Source organism: Micromonospora sp. WMMA1363 (assembly GCF_030345795.1).
Taxonomy (GTDB): domain Bacteria; phylum Actinomycetota; class Actinomycetes; order Mycobacteriales; family Micromonosporaceae; genus Micromonospora.
In genome coordinates, this window is the sequence record NZ_JAUALB010000001.1 from 4,543,563 (window position 1) to 4,562,236 (window position 18,674).

12 protein-coding genes and 3 pseudogenes are annotated in these 18,674 nt (G+C 69.4%); 3 read left to right on the forward strand and 12 right to left on the reverse strand.

From position 1 onward, the window contains the following. Window positions 1-8 precede the first annotated feature (8 nt). A complete protein-coding gene (locus QTQ03_RS21255) occupies window positions 9-740 on the reverse strand; it encodes a DUF2470 domain-containing protein (protein WP_289279563.1) in 732 nt (243 codons plus the stop codon). 72 nt (window positions 741-812) lie between these two features. Here QTQ03_RS21255 and QTQ03_RS21260 point away from each other — a divergent pair. Both QTQ03_RS21260 and QTQ03_RS30405 read left to right on the forward strand, forming a co-directional pair. Next, window positions 813-896 (forward strand): annotated as a pseudogene (locus tag QTQ03_RS21260) (30S ribosomal protein S4); the annotation flags it as partial. Beyond that, a pseudogene (locus QTQ03_RS30405) lies at window positions 875-931 on the forward strand (hypothetical protein); the annotation flags it as partial. The pseudogenes QTQ03_RS21260 and QTQ03_RS30405, both read left to right, overlap by 22 nt. Before the next feature lie 242 nt (window positions 932-1,173). On the opposite strand, the gene QTQ03_RS21265 reads toward QTQ03_RS30405, so the two are convergent. Beyond that, complete coding sequence (locus QTQ03_RS21265) at window positions 1,174-2,316, reverse strand: IS701 family transposase (RefSeq protein ID WP_289279559.1); 1,143 nt, start codon at window positions 2,314-2,316, stop codon at window positions 1,174-1,176. Between the two features lie 148 nt (window positions 2,317-2,464). Then, window positions 2,465-4,749: pseudogene (locus QTQ03_RS21270) on the reverse strand (discoidin domain-containing protein); the annotation flags it as partial. A 608-nt stretch (window positions 4,750-5,357) separates the two neighbouring features. On the opposite strand from QTQ03_RS21270, the gene QTQ03_RS21275 reads away from it, so the two are divergent. Beyond that, window positions 5,358-6,428 (forward strand): IS110 family RNA-guided transposase, encoded by a 1,071-nt coding sequence (locus QTQ03_RS21275; protein WP_289277002.1) that lies wholly within the window; start codon window positions 5,358-5,360, stop codon window positions 6,426-6,428. A gap of 272 nt (window positions 6,429-6,700) precedes the next feature. On the opposite strand, the gene QTQ03_RS21280 is transcribed toward QTQ03_RS21275, so the two are convergent. From QTQ03_RS21280 to QTQ03_RS21320, 9 genes are read right to left on the reverse strand one after another with little or no spacing between them, the layout of a single operon-like run. Beyond that, complete coding sequence (locus QTQ03_RS21280) at window positions 6,701-7,660, reverse strand: AfsA-related hotdog domain-containing protein (protein WP_289279564.1); 960 nt, start codon at window positions 7,658-7,660, stop codon at window positions 6,701-6,703. Further along, window positions 7,657-8,544 carry an LLM class F420-dependent oxidoreductase gene (locus tag QTQ03_RS21285; RefSeq protein ID WP_289279565.1) on the reverse strand — a complete coding sequence of 296 codons (888 nt, stop codon included), beginning with the start codon at window positions 8,542-8,544 and terminating at the stop codon, window positions 7,657-7,659. The genes QTQ03_RS21280 and QTQ03_RS21285 overlap by 4 nt, the downstream gene beginning before the upstream one ends. Beyond that, complete coding sequence (locus QTQ03_RS21290) at window positions 8,544-9,482, reverse strand: hypothetical protein (RefSeq protein WP_289279566.1); 939 nt, start codon at window positions 9,480-9,482, stop codon at window positions 8,544-8,546. Before QTQ03_RS21290 ends, QTQ03_RS21285 begins: the two co-directional genes overlap by 1 nt. Then, window positions 9,449-10,429, reverse strand: a complete 981-nt coding sequence (locus QTQ03_RS21295; RefSeq protein ID WP_289279567.1) for a nucleoside-diphosphate kinase — start codon at window positions 10,427-10,429, stop codon at window positions 9,449-9,451. The genes QTQ03_RS21290 and QTQ03_RS21295 overlap by 34 nt, the downstream gene beginning before the upstream one ends. Then, entirely contained in the window at window positions 10,426-11,526 is a 1,101-nt protein-coding gene (locus QTQ03_RS21300) for an SDR family oxidoreductase (RefSeq protein WP_289279568.1), read from the reverse strand. The genes QTQ03_RS21295 and QTQ03_RS21300 overlap by 4 nt, the downstream gene beginning before the upstream one ends. Continuing rightward, complete coding sequence (locus tag QTQ03_RS21305) at window positions 11,523-11,783, reverse strand: acyl carrier protein (RefSeq protein WP_289279569.1); 261 nt, start codon at window positions 11,781-11,783, stop codon at window positions 11,523-11,525. The genes QTQ03_RS21300 and QTQ03_RS21305 overlap by 4 nt, the downstream gene beginning before the upstream one ends. After that, window positions 11,783-13,456 carry a hypothetical protein gene (locus tag QTQ03_RS21310; protein WP_289279570.1) on the reverse strand — a complete coding sequence of 558 codons (1,674 nt, stop codon included), beginning with the start codon at window positions 13,454-13,456 and terminating at the stop codon, window positions 11,783-11,785. Before QTQ03_RS21310 ends, QTQ03_RS21305 begins: the two co-directional genes overlap by 1 nt. Then, entirely contained in the window at window positions 13,453-15,138 is a 1,686-nt protein-coding gene (locus tag QTQ03_RS21315) for an AMP-binding protein (RefSeq protein ID WP_289279571.1), read from the reverse strand. The genes QTQ03_RS21310 and QTQ03_RS21315 overlap by 4 nt, the downstream gene beginning before the upstream one ends. Beyond that, window positions 15,135-17,792 (reverse strand): phosphoenolpyruvate synthase, encoded by a 2,658-nt coding sequence (locus QTQ03_RS21320; protein ID WP_289279572.1) that lies wholly within the window; start codon window positions 17,790-17,792, stop codon window positions 15,135-15,137. The genes QTQ03_RS21315 and QTQ03_RS21320 overlap by 4 nt, the downstream gene beginning before the upstream one ends. Window positions 17,793-18,674 lie beyond the last annotated feature (882 nt).

Consider the following 18,674-nt stretch of genomic DNA (forward strand, 5'->3'; position numbering starts at 1 on the left):
GCGGGGGGTCACACGGCGGGCCGGGGGCAGAGCATCGGGTGCAGTAGCCGGGACAGCTCGGCGACATCGGCGACGGGCCGCTCGAAGCTGAGCCGGGTCCGCCGGCCGGCGCCGGGTCGGCCGTGCGCGACCAACAGCCCGTATCGGTCGATCCGGACCACCCGGGGGGACTCGCCACCAGGGAGCTTCAGCTGCCGGCGCAGGTAGCCGCTGACCTGCTCGGCGTGGTGGTCGGCGAGGTCGGCCAGCAACTCCGCCTCGACCGCGTGCAGTGGGTCGGGCTCGGCCTCCGCGTACGCCTCCGGGGCGATCCGGCGCACCCCGCCGGCGCGTTCCCAGCGGGCCTCGGCCACCTCGAACCGGTGCAGGTGGAACCGACTGCCCACGTCCAGCAGGTCGCCGGTCGGCTGGGTGGCGGCGAAGTCCACCGCAGCTCGGCGCGCCTCGTCCCCGTCGAGGCGTTCGGCCCAGCCGGAGATCCAGGCCCGGCCGAGCGAGGGGGCGCCAGCGGCCGGCGGCAGGTCGAGCACGTCGAGCACGGTGGCGACGTCGCTGTCCCCGGTCGGCGGCGCGAGCGCCGCGCCGAGGTCGCTGAAGACCGGCACCAGTAGCAGCACTCGCCCATCCGGGTCGGTGGCATGCCGGACCTGGTGCGGGCCGGCGTTCCGGGCCAGGTGGACGAGGGCGGGCAGCCGGCCCGCGACGAGGGTGCGCATGATCTCCGCCGGGCTGGGCCGCATGACCCCGACCTCCTCAATGCAGGTTAGGCTTACCTAATAAGTAGGTTAGACCATCCGATCGGCGACGTCGACGTGAACCACCCCCGGCCCAAGGCCCGGCTCTCCCGCTCCCTCGGCATCCCGCTGACCCGCAAGTGCGTGCGGTACTTCGAGCGCGCCAGCTCGTCGGGCACGGCCACTTCACCGTCGACGGACGGAAGGTCGACCGGCCGTCATACCGGTCGTCGAGGTCCGCGCGGTGCCGGTTCCCGAGGCCGCCTAGTACTGCAACGGCGGGTCGTGACTTATGGCGGTTTGAGTCGTTTGCGGTAGTGGGCGGCTCGGGCTTGTTCCTGGCGGCGACGGCGGAAGTCGGACCAGCGCAGGATGTGGTCGGCTCGACGGCGGGTGGTCAGGACGAGGTGGGCGAACAGGCGGCGGATTTCGTTGCTGCTCAGCGGGATCTGGCTGCGCTCGTTTGCGGTGGTGCCCCCTTTGCGGCTTCGAGGGCGCGGGTGACGACGAGGAACGCGGCGGCGGCCATCGCGAGGGTGATGTGGGCGTACCAGGCGTCGTAGCGGCGGACCTGGTACTGGTCCAGGCCGACCTCGTTCTTCGCGGTCTGGAACGATTCCTCCACCGACCAACGGCTACCGGCGACCCGCACCAGGTCGCGTAGTCGGGTGCCGCGGGGGCCGAAGCAGACGTAGTAGGCGATGTCGCCGGGATCCGTGATCGAGCGTCGGGCCAGGACCCAGCCGCGGCGGCCGTGGGCAAAGGTGCGGCGGATCGGCAGCCGAGCCCAGTCGTAGCGGCGCGGCCCGTGCGCGCCGTCACCACACGACAGTCGTTGCCACGCGCCCGCACGCACCCTGCCGATCAGCTCGTCGACACCGGTGGTGGTGTGCAGCCCGGAGGGCACCCGATCGTCGCGTCGGGTGGCCATCACGTACGCGATGTCCCGATCCTCCAACCAGCCCCGCAGGCCAGGGTTCTGCCCGTAGGCCTCATCGGCCGTGAACCACGAAAACGGCACCCCCGCGGTGACCGCCCGCTCCAGCATGGCCTGCGCCTGCTGCGGCTTGGTCGCGAACCCGACGGCGTCCGGGATCGCCGAGCGCCGGCACCGGTCCCGATCACCGGTCCACGACTTCGGCAGGTACAACTCCCGATCGATCAACGCCCGACCCCGCGGCGTGGCGTAGCACAGGAACGTGCCGATCTGGCAGTTCTCGGTCTTGCCCGCCGTACCCGAATACTGCCGTTGGACCCCCGCCGACGCACGGCCCTTCTTGACGAACCCCGTCTCGTCAGCGATGAGCACCCCGGCCGCATCGCCGATCTGGTCCACCACGTAATCGCGCACGTCATCGCGGACCGCGTCCCGGTCCCACGCCGCGCTGCACAGCATGCCCTGCAACCCGTCCGGCGACACATGCCCAGCCTGCTCCGCGAGGGTCCAGCCGTTACGCCGCTCCAACGGTGCCAGTAGCCCCCGCACATACGCCCATGCCCGCCGCCGCGGCTCCACCCGCTCAAACCGATGCGCGAACCGGAAGAACAACTCCTCCAACCCGGCATCCCACGACCCGACCACCCGCGCATCCACCACAACCAACCAACGAATGATCAGCACCCGAAGCTACGACCCGCCGTTGCAGTACTAGCCGGGCGCGGGCAGCCCGCCGGTGGTTGTCGGCGCCGGGACGCACGATCGTGCGGCTGCCCGGGGTGCCGGCGGCCCCTCAACGCACCTCGAGTTCCCACAACGAGTATCCCCACATCGTGGCACGCTGGGTGCCGACCACCCGGACGTAACGAGCCGCCGCCGACTTCACGCTGATCCTGACAGTCCCGCCGTTTCCGCGGTTGGTGGAGTGGACAGTCGACCATGTTGTCCCGTCACGTGAGAACTCGACCCGGTATCTGGTCGCGTAGGCCGCCTCCCAGATCAGCCGGACCTCGGTAACGGCCCACACCGATCCGAGATCGACTGCTATCCATTGTGAGTTACTGTCCCACTCACTGGACCACCGAGTCGTCCGGTCGCCGTCGACCACGTTCCCGGCCGCAAACGAGGATGTCTCCGTGCTGGAGGCGCCAGCCGCGCGACCGAGGGCCAGGTTGCGTTTCGTGGGTCCGGTCGACCGGTGGCGGCGGTCGGCACCTGAGCCGACACCGAGGGAGCCGGCCTTGTCGCCGGGGGTGTCGACACAGCAGGAGTTGGTGTCCGGCTGGGAGACTTCGACGCGGTCGGGGTCACGCTCGGGCTCAGGGTCGGCGTCGGCGTCGGGCTTTCGAGGGTGGGCGTCGGCGCCGGTGACGTCGCTGCCTCGAGAGCCCGCTGCACGTCGCCGGCACCCGCATCCACGTCGTCGCGCAGTGCGAAGACGGCGCCGCTGACGGCCGCGACGATGGCTGCGACCAGGGCTGCTCCCAGCAGCCCGCGACCACCGAGGCGGGGCCCCGCACCGGGACGCGTGGGTGACGGTGGGGTCGACGCGAGCACCGGCAGCTGTGCTGTTGGCTCGGCCGACGCCGTCGGAGCCGACGACGCACCAGGCGGCTGTCCGCCCGGTGGCGCGCCGCCGCCACCCGGCGAGGCTACGGGAGCCTCGGTGCGCGGCTCTGGATCCGGGTCCGGGCGGGTAGTGGGAACCGCCACCGACGTCGACAGAGGCACAGGCGATTCTGCCGTGCTATCGGGCACCGAATCCGGCCGTGAGCGGGTCGGAGCGGGTCCGGCGGGGGCGGACCTGTCGGAGGCGACAGAGGAGCCGGACAGGTGAGCCGCATCGTCTGCCGCGGTCGCCCGTCGAGGCTGCGGCATTCTGTCTGCGGTGTCTCCCTTCTGGGAGCCGCTTCTCGTGCTTGTGGTCGGCATCAGGGTGGACCGTCGGGGTCGAGTTATGATCAACCCGGGCTCGTCGCCGTCCGCCGGACGCTCGCCGTCTCGCTGCGTCAGCACGGCCGTCGGCGCATCCAGGTAGTTCGCTAGCAGCTGAAGACTCCGCGGATCAATCGCATCCACCTCGACTCTGATCAAACGGTCGCGGTGAAGCCACTCCGGCCGCTGCGTCGCCACGGTTGCCGCCACGAGCCACTCACTCGCCAGCTTGCCGAACACGCGAAACGGCGTGCGAGCGTCGGGACCGCGGCCCAACAGAACGACACATTCTGACGTGTCCGCCTCGCCTGTTCCGTCGCCGACGTTCGGCACGGACTGCTTCGTACGCAGGTCCAACATCCGCCGGTCGGCGGACACCGGTTGCCGCGTCACATCGGTCGGGGACACCGCCTGGTCCTCGGCGATCTCGTCCAGGTCCTGGTCGGCGAACGGAAACGGGCTTTCCAAACGTAGCGGTGGCAACTCGTCGCGACCAGCCTGGCGCGGTCGGACGGCAAACCACCCACCATCGTGCGGGCGACCACCGATCACCACCGCCGGCACCTGATCAGCGAGGCGTCGACAGAACTCCTGCGGCACTCCAGCGTTCGACGTGAGGAGAATCGGTCGACCATCCCGCCCTCCGCGGGCAGCGATCAAATCGCCCAACTCGCCTGGCCCGATCTCACCCGCTTCGGTGTGTATGTTGCCCGATTCACTGATCGCGACCAGGACACTGAACAAACGCTCATCGACCTGCCACCACATCGGCGGCTCGGTCCGATCCGGCGCCAACGCGATGTCGGGTGCATCACGCGGCCGCATGCGTTCAAGCGCGACAGCCTCGGCTTCCCGGGGAGACCAGTCAACCCGCTGTCGCGCCGAAACGGGCAGCCGGGTCAGTAGTTCCTGCAGCGCCAGCCGGGCGTCGTCGTCCAACGGTTGGCCCGGCAGCCCAACGACGATCGCCATCCGCCCGGGCAGCCACGGCCGCTCACGCACTGCCGGGGTCAGTTCCCCAGAAGACAGCGGCCGAAGCCACAGACCGCTCTGAACGACCTCGACCACCCACTGCTCGGTGATCCGGTAGGCGCCCGCTTCGACCCGGGCCAGCCCGACCAGGAAGTCGACCGGCCCGGCCGGCACGTCACCGGCGACCGCGACGCCGTCGGAAAGCCAATCCAGTACGGACGACGCGGATACCTCCGGCCGAATCATGTTGTCGCCACCTTCCACCGCTCACCGAACCCCTGACAGGTATTCATCGTCCTGACCGACTGACCGCCCAACCGTAAGGCTGCACCGCGGCCAGCTCGCGTGCGGTCCCGGCAAGGTCCATCAGGCGCCGTGCGCCCTGCCGCTGGCCTGGGACGACTCCCACGAACTCAGCGGACTCACGGCCGGCGCGGCGGCGGACGCGGTACTCGTGGGTCGCCGCCGAGGTCGGATGGTCTCCGGGGCGCCGTAACGTGGGTGACTCGACCGGAACGCGCGAGTCTCCTGTCGGCCCGGGACGCCACCTGACAGAGATGATGTTCATGAGCACCTCCCGCCCGGGGTCTGACCCACCACCTGACTGACTTCGGGTCCTTAACGGGATTTGTCGGCCTCGGTCGGGAGGTGCTCGTGCACTCACTGGACGTGGCGTTGTGACCTAATAGGAGCCTGGCCAGAGGCCCCATCTCTGTCTTGTCCGCGTTGCCCGGCTGGTGCGTGCCGCCCTGCCCCCAGTCACGAACGACAGGACGACGATGCCTCCCATTACACCCGATGAAGCCGCGATCGAGGTCGTCGGTGGAGTCGACACCCATCAGGACACGCACACCGCGGCGGTGATCGACCTGGTCGGACGGGTGCTGGGCACCCAGCAGTTCCCCGCCACGCGGGCCGGCTACGCCGCCCTGCTGGCCTGGATGCACGGACACGGCCGGCTGAGCCGGGTCGGGGTCGAGGGCACCGGCGCCTACGGAGCGGGGCTCGCCCGCGTGCTGCGCGACGACCACGTCGACGTGATCGAGGTCGACCGCCCGGACCGCAAGACCCGCCGGTTCCAGGGCAAATCCGACCCGATCGACGCCATCCAAGCCGCCAGGGCGGCCCTGGCCGGAGAACGCACCGGCACCCCCAAGCAGCGTGACGGCCGCGTCGAGGCCCTGCGTAACCTGCGGGTGGCCCGGCGCAGTGCGGTCGAGCAGCGCGCTGACACCCAACGCCAGATCAAGTCCCTGATCGTCACCGCCCCCGACGAGCTGCGTGCCCGGCTGCGCGGCCTGACCGTCAAACAGCTGATCGCCACCTGCGCGAACCTGCGCCCCGACCGGGCCGACGCCGCGACCCCGGCCACCGCCGTCAAGATCGCCCTACGCTCCCTCGCTCGCCGCCACCAGCAGCTCGCCACCGAGATCGCCGACCTGGACGAACTACTGCAGCCCCTCGTCGCCGCCATCAACCCCGGCCTACTGGCCGCCAACGGCCTCGGCGCCGACACCGCCGGCCAACTGCTGGTCAGCGCCGGCGAGAACCACGACCGGCTCACCTCCGAGGCCGGGTTCGCCATGCTCTGCGGCGTCGCCCCGATCCCCGCCTCGTCCGGCAAGACCACCCGGCACCGCCTCAACCGCGGCGGCGACCGGCAGGCCAATGCCGCCATCTACCGCGTCGTGCTCTGCCGCCTGCGCTGGGACCCCCGCACCCGCGCCTACACCGAACGACGCACCAAAGAAGGCCTGTCCAAGAAAGAGATCATCCGGTGCTTGAAGCGCTACATCGCCCGCGAGCTCTACCAGATCATCACAGCCAACGATCTTGAACTCGCCGCTTGACATCCATAGGAGCATCCAGCACGGACGGGACTGTCGGCACCCGCACGGCGAGAACGATCGGACGAGGGTCATGGCTACGCCGGCCGGGAAGCCGCAGCGGTGCGACAACAGCGCCTCTAGGTCAGGACCTGTCGCGTCTCCCACGGCCGGGAACGAGCCGAAAACCAGCGCCACAACGCCGCCCCACCTGCCTGGCATGAATCCGACCGGTGAAGCCGAAGCAGCTGCTCCTCGACACGTGGGCGGTGACGTCGAGACACCGCCATCGATGGTCACTGTGGCGGTCGGCTCTGCGCTCGGCTGGTAAGCACGTTGAGCACAGCGAGTACGGTGCCGCCCTGCACCACCTCGACCGACCGCTCACCGTCAGCCCGGCCTGGTCGGGCGACGAGGCGCACGGGAGCGTCCAGTTCGACGAACGCATCGAACGTGCCGGAGAGGCCGGTCATCACCGCGGCGGTGGGCTCGGGACTCAGCGCGGCGCCGAGCTGACGGGCCGCCTCGACGAGGAGTGTTCCCGGGACGTGGTCCTGCCGGTGGTCAAAGAGGCCCAGGTGGTCGAAGGGCAGCAGCATTCGTGCGCTGGTCCCGCCCGAATCGGAACGCAACTCGGCCAGCAGCACGTCGGCGGTGAGGAACCGGCCGACGGTCGAGGGGGCGACGTGCCCGTCCAGGTACGGGGACAGCTGGTCGGACCAAGGCGGCGGCGACCCGCTGCGAGCCCGGCGGCGCAGCACCGTGTAGGTGGCCGGGGAGGCGACCGACGAGGTGATCGCCGTCCATCCGATTCGCACACCGCCCAGTGACAGTTCGCACCGGGACGTGAACGCGCGGAGCCGGCTTCCGGTTCGGACCACCGACACGTCGACGTGCATCGTCAGCTTGACCGAGCCGCTGTCGGGTCGTTGCACGTACGCGTCGGCCGGCACGGACATCTCGCAGGAGCTCATCAGAAAACGGGTGTCTTCGGCCAGGTCGAGGCAGTTGTGGCCGACATAGATGACGACCTGCCGGCAGGCCTCCAGCAGCAGCATCGGATCGAGACGGCGGTTCGCCTCCGCGGTGTGCGCCGAATAGTACGCGTGTCTCCGGGGCAGCCAGGCCGTAGCCACGTATCCGCCCATGCCGTCCGAGCGGACGTCGGCAAGGAAGACGGTGTCAGCGTGGCGGCGATGCACAGCCGCCGGGTCGACGGTTGTGTGGGGTTGGTTCGGTAGCCGGGTGTCGGTCATCGGTCGGGTCCTTCCGTGTTCTCGTCGAGCAGTCCCGTGCGGGCGATCGCGGCGAGTGCCTCGAGGTGTTCGTCGAGCGACGTGAACCCGGCACCGAGCGTGCTCACGGCCAGGTGTGTAGCGCGGGCTTCGCGCCACCGCCGGGCCGCCGCGGCAACCCCGGCCGCGCCGCCGTCGGTGTAGCGGACCCGGCCGTGCATGCCGATCGCCTCGACGGGCCGACCGGCCGCCTCCGCCGCCTCCGCCACGATCACCCGGGCCGCCGTGAGCTCCGGTCCGGGCTGGAGGCGGGGCATCCAGCCGTCCCCGGTACGGCCCGCCCGGCGGTACGCTGCCGGGCTGGCACCACCGATCCAGATGGGGATCGGTCGACTCGGTAGTGGGTTGATGCCGGCCGCGACGATTCGCTCACCGTTGTGATCGAAGTTGACCGACCGATGTGTCCACAGTGCACGCAACAGCGCGATCTGCTGGTCGAGCCGCTCACCCCGAGATCGCATTGGCCGGCCCAGGGCCTCGTACTCCACCGCGTTCCAGCCGATGCCGACCCCCAGTCGCAGCCGGCCTCCGGAGAGGAGCTCGATCTCAGCCGCCTGCTTGGCGACCAGCGCGGTCTGCCGTTGCGGCAGGACCAGGACGCCGGTCACGAGGTCGAGGTCGCACACCGCCGCGAGGTAGCCGAAGAGCACCAGAGGTTCGTGAAACGGATCACCCACGTCATACACACCCTGCCAGCTCGGATGTCCGGCGGGATCGGCACCGAGCACGTGGTCGTACGCGAGGAGATGCCGGAACCCCAGCTCCTGCACCGCACTCGCGTAGTCGCGTAGGGCTCGTGGACCGCCGTGCAGCTCGCCCTGAGGTAGGACGACTCCGATCTCCATCACCCGAGCAACCCACCGGTGACGAGCGTCGCGTCCAGGACGATCACATAGAGCATGGCGAGCGACGTGGGCCACTTCCGCTCCCGGCCCCTCAGGTAGGAGAAGGCGCCCGCGATCGGGAAGACGAGAGCCACGTAGGGTAGAAGTGCTGTGACCGACACGTGCCACGGCTCGGTGATCGCGGTCAGTAGGGCGCACGCGAGCAGAGCCCAGCCGAGCGTGAGCACGCCACTGCCGGTGGCGCCGAGCGCGGTGGCCGAGTACGTCCGGGCCCCCGGGTGGGGGTCGCGTACGGTCTTGCGGGCGAATTCGTAGTGCAGGAACGCGGCGGCGAACACAATGATCAGCAGGACTGGGTGGGCTCCCGGCCGTACCAGCGCCGTGCCGGTCACGGACATGTACAGGTAGACGCCGATCAGCAGTTGCACCGGGTACGCCACGACGATGTAGAGCAGCGCCCGGTCACGCAGCCTCGGCAAGCGCAGTGTGAGCCGGGTGAGTAGCTCGGTGTAGCCCACGAGGACCGCCACCGTCACCGCCGACCAGGGGGCGAGTGGAACGTTGACGACGATCGCCAGGGCAGCCGCCGCCCACCCGGCCCGGCGCAGCTCGATCACGCTGACCAGACCGGTGACCAGCGGACGGGTCGGGTTGTGCACCCGGTCGTACGACTCGTCCATCCGCTCGTCGGCCAGCCGCAGGTAGAGCAGGACCACGATGATCGTCGTGGCCCGGACCAGCGACCCGGTCGACGGCCGCCAGGCGCCCCCCGCTGCGGTGACCGCAGCGGCCTCGTACGCACACGCCCACAGCACTCCGTAGGCGACGTGTACCCCCGGCGCGAAGACAGCGCCGAGAAACGCGCGGTAGCGCAGCAGCGCCGGGGCCTGCCCGACGGCGCCGTTCATGACGCCGCCACGGTGGCCAGCGCCCGCCACGGGCCGGGATCGGCTCCGGCCAGCAGCTGTCCGTACTGCGGGTGGGAAAGCGGTACCGCGTGGCTGCCCACCACGATGAAATCCCAGCCGGTCAGCGGCAGGTCCGCCGACCAGATCATGTTGACCAGTGGCCCCCAGCTCGCCGGCTCGTCGGTCGCCGAGGCCAGCTCGGCGGCCAGCGTTTGGCGTACCTCGTCCGGCAGGGCCGCCGTGGCGAGGAGTTCCTCCACGGCCCTGGTCAGGCGGCGGGTCGAGGCAACGAACTCCAGGTCATGTGGGGGGTGCTCGGCGTACAGTTCCCGGGCGAGCGTGGTCGTCTGATCGTGCCGGTCCGTGTTCGCCAGCGCCTGGCCGACCAGTGCGCGGCGGTCCCGGTGCTCGAGCAGGATGCCAAGCTCCCGGACGAGATCGGCCGGCTCGTCGGAGGCGTGCACCAGGTTGAGCAGGAAGCCGAAATCGCCGAGCCGGGTCCGTAGCTGGCCTGGGCGGCGCCGCACTGGATCGGCCGGCCCCTTGTCGATGCTGAGCGCCACCGTGGCCGGCACATCGACGGGTTCGGTGGGGCGTAACAGAATCACCAGTGAGTCGGACTGCCCGCACAGCGCGTCGGCAAGTAGACAGCGTTGGGGTGTCGCGCGGTTCAGCTGGTAGTGCCAGATCGCACGGACCGTTTCACGGCGCATGTGCAGCCGCCGGGCCGCCACGATCCGGAAGCTCTTCTCGCTCAGCCATTCGGTGGCGCGCTCGATCGAACGCGACGCCACCGCGTCCGGCTTCATCAGCAGCATGGCGTGCTCGTACGCGAATCGCACCGGGTCGGGTGTCAGCGCGGACAGCTGCTCGTACGCCTCCAGGAAGTAGCTGTCGGTGCCGTGACGACGCTGCTTGCCCGGATCGTGGGTCAGGCCTTCGGGGAACGGCGGCCCGTAGGCCGCGATGCCACTCACCGCTGGTTGACCCGGCTCAGGGCGTCCGCCACACTCTGCAGAGGTGCGCCGAGGTAGCCAGCACCGACCGCGTAGTCGATGATCCGCCGCAGGTGGTTCGGCCCGCTGGGCAGTCGCTTGTGTACCCGAAACTCGGCTGCGGTGGCGTCGTCGAAGTGCTGCCGACGGCGGAAGTAGCTCTCGTACAGCGACATGACCCGGTGCCAGTAGCCACACTCGAGGTCCGGCAGCGTGGCGGGGTCGAAGGTGGCCGGCGCGATGTAGCGGGGAACGTGGAAGGACGGGTACTCGGCGAGCACATCGGAGATGTGACGCATCCGTACTGACGCCCCCACCGCGTGCAGCGTGCGGCCCCGGGCACGGGCGAAGTCGTCGACCACCGCGGTGATCAGCGCCGCCACGTGGTCGACCGGCACGAGGTCGACGCAGGCGTCGAAATAGCCCGGGATCGCGCTGATCCGGCCTTCGGACAGGAGCTTCAGCACGACGTACAGGTTCTTGAAGTCACGGACCACGCCGGTGCGGGCGGCGCCGACGACGACGCTGGGCCGAATCACCACGGTCGGCAGGCTGTCCGTGGCGGCCTTGCGCACCAGCTGTTCCGCGGCGAGCTTGCTCTCCTCGTACGGGTTGCCGAACCGCTGCCCGACGTCGAGCTGGGACTCCAGGACGGTGCCCTCCCGCTCGCCGCACACGTACGCGGTGCTGACGTGCACCAGCGGGGTGGACCGCTCACGGGCCAGCTCCAGCACGTGGGCCGTGCCGGTCGTGTTGATCGCCTGGTAGGCCTCCCGGGGCCGGCCGAAGTCGGTGATCGCAGCGGAGTGCACGATCAGGTCGAGCCCGTCCGCCAGGTCCGTCCAGGTGTCGTCGTCGAGGCCCAGCCGCGGGACGGTGACGTCTCCGGTGACCAGCCGCACGGTGTCCGCCCGGTCGTCCGCCGCCGACGCGACGACCCGGCCGCCGTTGGCGATCAGCACTCGGGTGGTGTGTACCAGGCCGGACACTCGGTGCCCGGCCTTCAGCAGGCGGGCGCAGATCTCGGCGCCGACCAGGCCGGCCGCCCCGGTGACCAGGATCCGTTTCGGCTCGCTCATGCCCTTCCTCCGGTGTTCAGCTGCCGGCGAACCAGGTTCAGGACGTCTCCGGCGGTCGTCAGGTCCGTCGACTCGCTCAGGTCGAGCGAGGGCAGCCGGAACTGCCGTTCCAGGGCCATCGCCAGCTCGATCAGCCGGATCGAGTCGAACATCAGGTCGTCGCGCAACCGGGTCTCCGCCCCGACTCGTGGGAGTGGGTGCGGCGCCATCGCGGCGATGATCGCGTAACCGGTCGGTTCGTCGAACGCGTCGTCCATCACGTCTCCTGTGTTGCGGCGCCGGTCCGTGCGTGCGGCTGTACACCGCCGCTGGAGAGCAGGTCCTGCGCCTCGTCGAGGGGGAGTTGCTGGTCCAGATATGCGCCGAGGCGCAGCAGGTCGTAGCCGATGTCGAGGGTGCGCTGCCAGCCATCCGCGGAGTCGAACGACGACGGGAACGCCTCTCCGCCCGAGGCCGACCGGATCTCGGTGATGTACTCCCGCAGGAGCGTGAGCAGACGCCGGGCGTCCTCCTCGCTGGTAGCCACGGTCGCGTACAGCCGTTCGGCGAGGACCCGGATCTGCGGGTACGTGCCGGGCAGCAGATCGAGTCGGGGCAGCAGCTCGGGATCGGGCGGCAGCGGGCTCACACCGTGCGCGCTGAGCAGGGCACGCAGCCCGCCGTTGACCGCACGCGCCGTGGTGAGCGCAGCGACCCCCCACTGTTTGCGGTCGAGTGCGCCCTGAAGATCCTCCATAGCATTCTCGATCATGAAATTTCCCCACATCAGTGCCATCGCGGCGGCGGCGAAGCGCGGCGCCGGCAGCGGTAGCAACGCGATCGCGCGGGGGTGCGGCGGCTCGGCACCGGCGAGGCCCAGGATCGGGCTGCTGATCGCCGGAGCGGGGGTGACGGCGCCGAGCGGCGCGGCCATCGGGAGCCGCGGCGAGATCGGGACCCCCCGCCAGGTGATCCGGATCAGGCCGTACCGGAGGTAGGCGGCGATCAGCTCACCCGCATCGGCGACGCCGGTCCGCTCGGCGTCGGCCCTCAGTTCCGCGAGCGGTCGCCCCCAGACGACGCGCCGCCACACCCGCCTGGCGGCGTCGCCGAGGACAAAGACGTCACGGCGGTCACGTACCAGATGCACCTGGTCGTCGATTTGCCAGGTGGTCACTGCCGGCGCCCGGGCCACGACCAGCCGCTGCGGATCTTCGGCACAGCCGGGCACACCGAGCTCCGCGACCAGGCGGATGCAGTCCCGCGTGTGCTCGGTCTGCCCACCGGCGTCGGGCTCCGCGTTGGTGATCTGCCAGTAGCGTTCGACCAGCGGATTCCCGACGAGCCGGTCGAGCTGCAGCGAGAGCCACTTCGGCTCGATGTACGTCTCGCCGTGGCGTGCCAGGTAGCTCTTGGCGGCCTGCTCGAGCCCCGCCCGCGCCCACACCGCGGCCGACTCCACCTGATCCAGGGCGAGTAGGGCAACGGAGTGCCGGATGGACTGCCGCGCGTGCTCCGCCCACCACCGGGTCATGACGGCGGCGAAGTCGTCGTACGCGAGGTGGTCGCGGATCTTCCCGACCAGGTCCGGGCGGTGCACGACGTGCGCCCGGAGCAGCCGTTGACACCGGTTGAGCAGGTGCTCGTCCAGCGCAGCGATACGGCGCGCGGTGCGTCCGACGTAACCGTTGACCTCCTGGAGGTGGTCCACGATCTGGCCGACGGACCGGGTGCGGATTTCCACCCGCCGCCCGTCGATGAAGAAGATCGTCGGCATCGTCGGCAGGTCGGCCTCCTGATCGGCGACCAGGAGGAAGTCGATGTCGGAGCGCGAGTTGCCGAAACCCTCGGCTATGGAGCCCTCCAGGACGAGTGCGGCACTCGCGGGGTGACCGACACGCTCCAGCGTCTGGGTTGCGAGTGATCTGATCTCGGCCTCGTCGAGGATCACGCGGGAACCCCCGGTTCGACGATCGCGGCTTTCAGGGTTCCCTCCTGTAGGTGCTGCCACATCCCACGACGGCGTGGCTTACCGCTGGTGGTGCGCTGGATCAGGCCGCTGCCGCCAACTGCGAACCGGATTCGCGGATCGTGCCCCAGGCGGGAGCGCAGGGTGTGGTAGGCGCTTTCCTCCCAGCCGTGGCGCTCGCCCTCGACGAGCACCAGGACGCCGGCACGTTCGGTCTCCGGTGCGCTGATCACCACACAGCGGTTGGCGGGCAGGCCGGTCGCCTCGACGACCGCCGCCTCGAGGTCCTCGACGTAGACGTTGCGCCCCCGGATCTTGAGGCTGTCGCCCATCCGGCCCAGTACGAACAGCTGGCCGGCGTGTAGGAAGCCGGCGTCGCCGGTGCGCAGGCCATCCCGGGTGAAGCGGGTGCCGCCGGAGTCGGCGTCGTTGGTGTAGCCCGCGGTGACCGTTTCCCCGCTGACTCTGATCTCACCGAGTCGGCCCGGCGGCAGCTCGACGCCGTCCTGGTCAACGATGCTGATCCGGGTGTCGAGGCGTGGGCCGCCGCAGCCGGTCAGCCAACCGGCGCGCGTCGACACCGGCTCCTCGCCGAGGTGGAACTGCCGGGTGAGCTCGACCTGGTGGCCGAATCGCAGAGCGTCCGGCCTCACCTGCACCACCAGCGGAGGCACACCAGGGTCAGTGCCGGTCACCCCGAGCGTCGTCTCTGCCATCCCATACGCGGGGGTGAACGCGCTGCGGTCGAAGCCCGCGGCGGCAGTGGCCTCGACAAACTTGTCGAGCACCGCGGGGTCGATGGTCTGCGCGCCGACGAACGCGGTCCGCCATCCGGAGAGGTCCCAGCCGGCGATGCGCTCGGCGGAGATCCGCTCCACCGCGTACTCGTACGCGAACGGAGGCGCGGCTGTGATCGTGGCCCGGGTCATGCACTCCAACCAGCTGCTCGGATCGCGCAGGAACTGCGCGGGCCGCATCAGCCACAGGTCTGCCTGACTACAGACGGCGGTGAGTAGGGTGCCGATGAGGCCCATGTCGTGATAGAGCGGCAGCCAGGTCGCCATCGAGTCGTCCTCGCTCCAGGCACTCCACGCCCGGGTGCAGGAGACGTTGACGGCGAGGTTCCGCCAGGTGACCGGCACGCCCCGCGGGACGCCGGTGGAGCCGGAGGTGAACTGTAGGATCGCCAGGTCGTCGGGGCCCGCTTTGGACACCTCGATTGGTTCCTCGGCCTCGCCGTGTAGGAAGGCGCGGCCGGACAGGTCCGCCGTGGCCAGAGCCAACTCGGCCAGGTCCTGGTATCGCTCGGTGGTGACCATCAGAGCCGGTCGGGCACGACGCAGGATGTTCGAGACGAGCTCGACGTACTCGGTGCTGCGGGTGAGGCTGGGTGGGGTGATCATGCAGGGGGTGAGGCCCGCGGCCCAGGCCCCGAAGTACGCGCAGAGCGTCGGGTAACTCGTCGGCATGAGCAGGCAGACCACATCTCCGGGCTGGGCGCCGGCAGCGGTCATCGCCGCCGCACTGCGCCGGGCCGCGAGAGACAGGTCCGCGTACGAGTGGTAGTCCCAGCTGTCCCCTTCGGCAAGGAACCGGACCCCCTTGTCCGGCCGGGGATCGACCAGCCAGTCGCGAACATCGCTGAAATCCAGGGTGGTGGTCACGCGGACGTCCCATCCGTGTCGTGGAGGATCGTGATCGTGCCGGTGCCGCCGTCCATCCGGACCGTCATCCCGGTTTCCAGCTCCCGGGTGGCGCCCTTGGCCTTGACGATCGTCGGTACGCCCAGCTCGCGTGCCACGATCGCGACGTGGGTCAGCGGGCTTCCACGCTCGATGATCAGTCCGGTCGCCGACGGTAGTGCGGCGACCCAGCCCGGGTCGGTGCTGTAGGCGACGACGATGCCGCCGTTGACGTTCTGCGGTCGCGTCGTGACGACGACCCGCCCGGTCGTGGTGCCCGGGGACGACGGCGTCCCGCGCAGCTCACGGACACCGGTGCGGGTGGCCCGGCCGACGGTCCAGCCGGCGGCCTCGAGGTTGCCCGCCCAGTAGGGTGCGCCGTACGTCCGGAAGCGTGGTGGCGCGAACATCTTTGCCTGTCGCTCCCGGGTGCGCCGACGCGCCGCCACGATGTCGCGCAGCTCGTCGTGAGCGATCTTGCCCTCGTATGCCCCGGCGAGTTCGTCGAGGCGTAGCAGGAACACGTCCTCGAACCGCTCGATTGCCCCCACCTGCTGCAGGTGCCGGCCGAGTGAGCGGAGCATCTGCTTGGCCGACCCGAACGCCCTCGTCCGGCAGAACCGCAGTCGCTCGCGCGCCGCCAGTGACCGTGACACCTTGCGGCGGGCCAGTTCGTAGATCCAGCGTCGTGGCCCCCGCAGGTGCTGGTCAAGATACTCCTGCGCCCTGTCGTCCCCGGCTGCTTCCGGCGGAGCCTGTAGCGCGTCGCGCAGCATCAGGTAGAGGCTCGACGGATCCTCGTGCAGGTCCGGCACCTCGAGCTTGAGTTCGTCGGGGCTGCGGTAGCCGTGCGCCTTCACGTAGCCGTCGACCGCCGCGAGCAGGGTGGTGTGCCCGGCAGCAGCGAGCGCGGCGGGGATCGCCGCCGGATCGGTCTCCGTCACCAGGCGGCGCAACTCGTCGTCGGCCTTGACGGTGGCCGCTAGCGCGGCCAACTCGCGGGCCGGCTCGGCGGACTCGACGTCGGCGCCGGGCCGGGCGGCGGCCCAGGCCAGCCACTCGGGGGCGTGTGGGAGCCAGCGCCGGCCGAGCATCGTGAGGACACCCATCGACAGCAGAATCGTGGAGTCGAGCATCTGCATCGGACCCCACCGCCTGTTGAGGCCACGGATCAGGTCCTGGAACGCCCGGTACACCTCGTCGGCGGGCATCGCGGCGTAGTCGCGCTTGTCGAAGACCGCGTACTGCTCGTAGAAGTACGTGATGAACCGCTGGACGTCACGGTCCATGCGGAAGTACTTCCAGAAGAAGGTCGCGCAGGTGATCAGTCGTGCGCGCCGGCGTTCCCACGCCGAGTCGAACTCGTACGGGTACAGCCCCTCGGCGATCTCATCGGGCAGCGCCTCGTCCACGCCCATGGCGACCTCGAGCAGCTTGCGGTTGACACCGTAGAAGGGCGCGATCCGCTGGAGGCGATACCAGTTGATGAGGTTGTAGTAGACGCGGCCGTGGAAGCTGCCGAGTAGCGCGGGCAGCCATTCGTGCATCTGCGCGAGCTGCCTCTCGGGAACGCGTAGCGAGCGCGCGTAGCTCTCGTACACCGCGCCGTAGACCGTCGAGGCAAAAGTGAAGGTCAGCGGGGACGTGATCCCCCGAAAGCTCTCCACGATGTTTGAGTTGTCCCAGATCCGCAGCTCGCCTACGGGCCCGGCCGTGGCCGGCACAGTGGTGATCGGACGGCTTTGCAGGATCCACAGCTGGCCGTCCGCGACCGCCCACTCGATGTCCTGCGGCGCGCCGAAGGCGTCGCTGATGGCGCGGCCTGCCTCCCGCAACGTGCCGAGGTCGACCCGGTCGAGTGACAGCCCCGCACGATCGGCGTCCGGCACCTCGACGACGTCGACACCGCCGCCGGCTGCGGGCTCGTACCGCTCCGACTTGTCGCCGATCTCCGTTTCCAGAACCGCTCCGGTGACCGCGTCGAGGGTCACGGTGTCCGCATCCACAGCGCCGGAGACGATGCCCTCGCCGAGGCCGTAGACAGCGCTGACCACGTACCGGTCGCCGGCACCGGTCGTCGGATCGGCGGTGAACATCACACCGCTGACCTCCGAGTGGACCATCTGCTGGACGAGCACACCCATGCCGGTCGTGCGTAGCGACAGGCCGTTGCGCAGCCGGTAGGTCAGCGAGCGGGCTGAGAACGCGGATGCCCAGCAGTCCTTGACCCGGTCGAGGACCTCGTCGGCCCCGGTCACGTTGAGGAAGGTGTCGAACTGGCCGGCGAAGGAGTACTTGTCGCCGTCCTCCTCCAGACCGGACGAGCGCACGGCGACACTGCCGCCGCCTGCGGCACGGTACGCCGCCTGGATCGGGTTGGCGAGATGGTCCGGGATGACGGTCGCCCGCATCCGTCGGATGACCTCGGCCGCGACGCGCTCCGGTTCCTCCTCGGCACCCGTCAGCAGTACGTCGATGTCGTCGACATATTCCAGGAAGGCGGCGAAGACGTCACTGGGAATTGCGCTCCAGCGCGGAACAAGAACGCCAAGACGCCTCATCGCCGCCAGATTGGACGCCTTGGCACCCATAGTTCGCCATTCCATGATGTCGGTTTCGCTGGCGGCAGTTGACAACCTTCCTCCTTGGACAGTGTGTTGGTCGATCGACATGTGGCGTCCGGCCGGGCGCGCCAACGGCAGGCGTGGCGACCGCCCTCCCGCACGAATGTCGGCAGTTCAAGCGGCTCTTTGTTGAATGGCGAGCACATGGATCCGTGGCGCGAATCCGTGTTCGTCGTACGGGATACGAATTCGCGAGCCGGCCGGTGCGACGGATGGGCTGGATCAGCGCGCGTCGCCAGCGGTCAGCCGGTTGATCCAACCTTGGATCTTGTGGTCTCGGGTGCTGTCTTGGTTGGCTCGCCTGACGCGGGTGATGTTACCTGCCAACCCTGGGTGTCTACGTCCACTCTGCAGTCCCCGTAACTGCGGCGCGCGTTACGAGGGTGGTGAGATTTCCGCGCAAACGAGGTCTCATGTTGCTTCCTCTTCGGTTCTGCGCAGGTCAGGGGGAGTCGGGGTTGACGTCTCGTATCGAACAGAAGGCCGGTTATCGACGGCGCGACCGCTTGTAGGTTCCGCTATCCGGTACCCGGCTCCCTTGTGGCGTGAATTGCTTCCGATTGCAGCATGCCTGCACTGATACCCGTCGAGGGTAGTAAGGGCATCGGTGCTCGCGATGAGGGAATATTACAGCGAACCCTCTTCGGGTTCTAACCGCCTGCCGATGCTGGCGAAGTTCTCTTGTTTCAGGCTCTACATTGCAGCAACAAAGGCTTCACGAAACTTCACGCTAGGTGATCCTGTGAAGGGTTTGCAGAAGGCGGGGGATGGTCGTCCGACACGAACAGTAACTACTTAACGTCGGGTGACCTGTGTCACTGTAGCGTCGTCGTCTCTCGTGCAGGTCGCCGGGGCTCACCCAGGGCGTTCACAGGAATACGATTTGTTCTTCGG

Coding starts and splice junctions, on each gene's coding strand:
- QTQ03_RS21255 (WP_289279563.1), bottom strand. CDS start 740: ATGCGGCCCAGCCCGGCGGAGATCATGCGCACCCTCGTCGCGGGCCGG.
- QTQ03_RS21285 (WP_289279565.1), bottom strand. CDS start 8,544: ATGGAGATCGGAGTCGTCCTACCTCAGGGCGAGCTGCACGGCGGTCCA.
- QTQ03_RS21275 (WP_289277002.1), top strand. CDS start 5,358: ATGCCTCCCATTACACCCGATGAAGCCGCGATCGAGGTCGTCGGTGGA.
- QTQ03_RS21305 (WP_289279569.1), bottom strand. CDS start 11,783: ATGGACGACGCGTTCGACGAACCGACCGGTTACGCGATCATCGCCGCG.
- QTQ03_RS21280 (WP_289279564.1), bottom strand. CDS start 7,660: ATGACCGACACCCGGCTACCGAACCAACCCCACACAACCGTCGACCCG.
- QTQ03_RS21300 (WP_289279568.1), bottom strand. CDS start 11,526: ATGAGCGAGCCGAAACGGATCCTGGTCACCGGGGCGGCCGGCCTGGTC.